This is a genomic window from Pseudomonas sp. PS02303, from assembly GCF_029959925.1.
In the GTDB taxonomy this organism is placed as follows: domain Bacteria; phylum Pseudomonadota; class Gammaproteobacteria; order Pseudomonadales; family Pseudomonadaceae; genus Aquipseudomonas; species Aquipseudomonas mandelii.
The window spans coordinates 1-2,835 of record NZ_JASCOM010000438.1; the positions used below are offsets into that span (position 1 = coordinate 1).

Sequence of the window (2,835 nt, forward strand, 5' to 3'; positions counted from 1 at the left end):
CGCGAATGCGGTGTGTCAGTCGACATCTACATTGCCTGACACACCGCATTCGCGAGCAGGCTCGCTCCTACATGGGCTCTATATTCCTTCAGGTGCACCGCATTTGTGCCCCTCCCGCGCCAAACTCTCCGCCTCGACTATAAGTAACTGCATATCCAGCCATTGGCACGACCACTGCAACCCCTCCCGCGTCACCCATTCAGCAAGGAACGCCACATGACGCAAAAAGATCCGGGCAACGATTACCCTCTCAGCGAAGTACCGATGCATGCCCGCAAAGGCCTAGCCTCCACCGCCATGGTGCTGTTGGGATTCACCTTCTTCACCGCCACCATGTTCGCCGGCGGCAAGCTTGGCGTGGCGTTCAGTTTTGGCGAGATGATGGCGGTGATTATCGTCGGCAATCTGCTGCTGGGCATCTACGCCGCAAGCCTGGGTTATATCGCCTTCAAGAGCGGCCTCAATTCGGTGCTGATGGGGCGTTTTTGCTTCGGCGAGGTCGGCAGCAAGCTCAGCGACTTGATCCTCGGCTTCACCCAGATCGGCTGGTACGCCTGGGGCACGGCCACGGCCGCCGTGGTGCTGGGCAAGTATTTCGAACTGAGCGAGGGCACCGTTCTGGGCCTGATGATGCTGTTCGGCCTGGCATTTTGCGCCACGGCGTATGTCGGTTATCGCGGGCTGGAAATCCTCTCGTACATCGCGGTGCCCGCCATGATGTTGCTGCTGATGCTGTCGATGTGGGTCGCCACGGTGAAGGTCGGTGGGCTCGATGGGCTGCTCGCGGTGGTTCCGACGGGAACGCTTGACTGGTCGACCGCGATCACCCTGGTCTTCGGCACGTTCGTCAGCGGCGCCACCCAAGCGACCAACTGGACGCGCTTCTCCCGTTCCGCCCGGGTCGCGGTGCTGGCGAGCCTGATCGGCTTCTTTATCGGCAACGGTTTGATGGTGTTGATCGGGGCCTACGGGGCCATCGTCTACCAGCAACCGGACGTGGTCGAAGTGCTGCTGTTGCAAGGTTTCGCCATGGCCGCGATGGCCATGTTGCTGCTCAACATCTGGAGCACCCAGGACAACACCATCTACAACTTCGCCGTCGCCGGCTGCAACCTGTTGCGCACCGGCCGCCGCAAAACCGTGACCCTGGCCGGCGCGGTGATCGGCACCTTGCTCGCGCTGCTGGGCATGTACGACATGCTGGTGCCGTATCTGATTCTGCTGGGCACGGTGATTCCGCCGATAGGCGGCGTGATCATGGCGGATTTCTTCTACCGCTATCGTGGTCAATATCCTCGTCTGGCCGATGCTCGATTACCGGCGTTCAACTGGCCCGGTTTGACCGCCTATGCCGTCGGCACCGTCGCCGCATTCAGCTCGCCCTGGATCGCGCCACTGGTAGGGATTGCCGCTGCCGCGCTAACGTATGTGCTATTGACCAGCGTACTGGGTGCCCGTGCCGCTGAAGCTCCCTTACAAGATCTATAAAAGGATTCGCCTGATGCACATCATCAACGCCCGCCTGCGCAACCAAGAAGGCCTGCATGAGTTGCACCTGGAAAACGGCCTGATCCGCACCATCGCCCGTCAGACCGAAGCCCCCACCCTGGGGCCCGACGACCTCGACGCCGGCGGCAACCTGGTGGTGCCGCCCTTTGTCGAGCCGCACATTCACCTCGACGCCACCCTCACCGCTGGCGAGCCACGCTGGAACATGAGTGGCACGCTGTTCGAGGGCATCGAGTGCTGGGGCGAACGCAAGGTCACCATCACCGAGGAAGACACCAAGGCCCGCGCCAAGAAAACCATCCAGACCCTCGCTGCCCACGGCATCCAGCATGTGCGCACCCACGTCGACGTCACCGACCCGCAACTGACCGCACTCAAGGCAATGCTTGAAGTGCGCGAGGAAAGCCGGCACCTGATCGACCTGCAAATCGTCGCGTTCCCGCAGGAAGGCATCGAGTCCTACCGCAACGGCCGGGAGCTGATGGAAGAAGCGATCCGTATGGGCGCCGATGTGGTGGGGGGCATTCCGCATTTCGAATACACCCGCGATCAGGGCGTCAGCTCAGTAAAGTTTCTGATGGACCTCGCCGAGCGCACCGGTTGCCTGGTGGACGTGCATTGCGACGAAACCGACGACCCGCATTCACGCTTTCTGGAAGTGCTGGCCGAAGAAGCCCGCAGCCGTGGTATGGGTTCGCGGGTGACCGCCAGCCACACCACGGCCATGGGCTCTTACGACAACGCGTACTGCGCCAAACTCTTCCGTCTGCTCGGGCATTCGGGGATCAGTTTCGTCTCCTGCCCCACCGAAAGCATTCACCTGCAAGGGCGCTTCGACACCTTCCCGAAACGCCGCGGCGTGACCCGGGTCAATGAGTTGCTGGAAGCGGGGATGAACGTGTGCTTTGGCCAGGATTCGATCGTTGACCCGTGGTATCCGCTGGGCAACGGCAACATTCTGCGGGTGCTGGAAGCGGGGCTGCATATCTGCCACATGCTGGGGTATCGCAACCTGCAAAGTGCGCTGGACCTGGTCACCGACAACAGCGCCAAGGCCATGAACCTTGGGGACCGTTATGGGCTGGAGGCCGGACGGCCGGCGAATTTGCTGATTCTGTCGGCGGACAGTGACTACGAGGTGATTCGCAGCCAGGGGTTGCCGTTGTATTCGGTACGCGACGGCAAGGTGTTGATGAAGCGGACGATGCCGGTGGTGGAATGGGCGGGTCAGCTCTGAAATTTCGCTGACTGGGCGGGCCTCTTCGCGAGCAGGCTCGCTCCCACAGGGGGGGCGAGCCGATCACAAAACCCCTGTGGGAGTGAGCC

At 61.8% G+C, this 2,835-nt stretch carries 2 protein-coding genes; both read left to right on the plus strand.

Features of this window, described 5'->3' with window-relative positions; genetic code table 11:
* Positions 1-216 precede the first annotated feature (216 nt).
* Entirely contained in the window at positions 217-1,488 is a 1,272-nt protein-coding gene (codB, locus tag QMX98_RS33765) for a cytosine permease (protein ID WP_282412050.1), read from the plus strand.
* Positions 1,489-1,501: 13 nt separating this feature from the next.
* On the plus strand, positions 1,502-2,746 hold the full coding sequence (gene codA, locus QMX98_RS33770; protein WP_010458540.1) for a cytosine deaminase: 1,245 nt from the start codon (positions 1,502-1,504) through the stop codon (positions 2,744-2,746).
* The last annotated feature ends 89 nt before the right edge of the window (positions 2,747-2,835 follow it).

Coding starts and splice junctions, on each gene's coding strand:
- codB (WP_282412050.1), top strand. CDS start 217: ATGACGCAAAAAGATCCGGGCAACGATTACCCTCTCAGCGAAGTACCG.
- codA (WP_010458540.1), top strand. CDS start 1,502: ATGCACATCATCAACGCCCGCCTGCGCAACCAAGAAGGCCTGCATGAG.